Below are 253 nucleotides of genomic sequence, written 5' to 3' on the forward strand. Positions count from 1 at the left end.
GAGGATCTGATCGACCCACGCCTTCAGAACGGACGGCACTGTGAAGTTGTTCATCGGCGTGCCGATGACAACGACATCGGAACGCTCGACTTCGTCAATGAGTTGCTCGGCGAGCAGTAGCGCGTCAGCGGAGCGTCCTGCCGCGGCCAGCGACGCGGGCGTCGCGAGCGCGGCGGCATAGTCGGCGCCCGCGTGAGGTATCGGTTCATAGCCCAGATCGCGGCGGCTGACACTCGCGTCGGGGAGGATCGAG

General features: G+C 65.6%; 1 protein-coding gene. It reads right to left on the reverse strand.

All coding sequences use genetic code 11. From position 1 onward, the window contains the following. A partial coding sequence (locus SB772_RS43490; protein ID WP_410838962.1) for an NAD(P)H-dependent oxidoreductase occupies nucleotides 1–253 on the reverse strand: 253 nt, incomplete at both ends.

The sequence above is a fragment of the Paraburkholderia sp. SIMBA_030 genome (assembly GCF_046535245.1).
GTDB lineage: Bacteria > Pseudomonadota > Gammaproteobacteria > Burkholderiales > Burkholderiaceae > Paraburkholderia.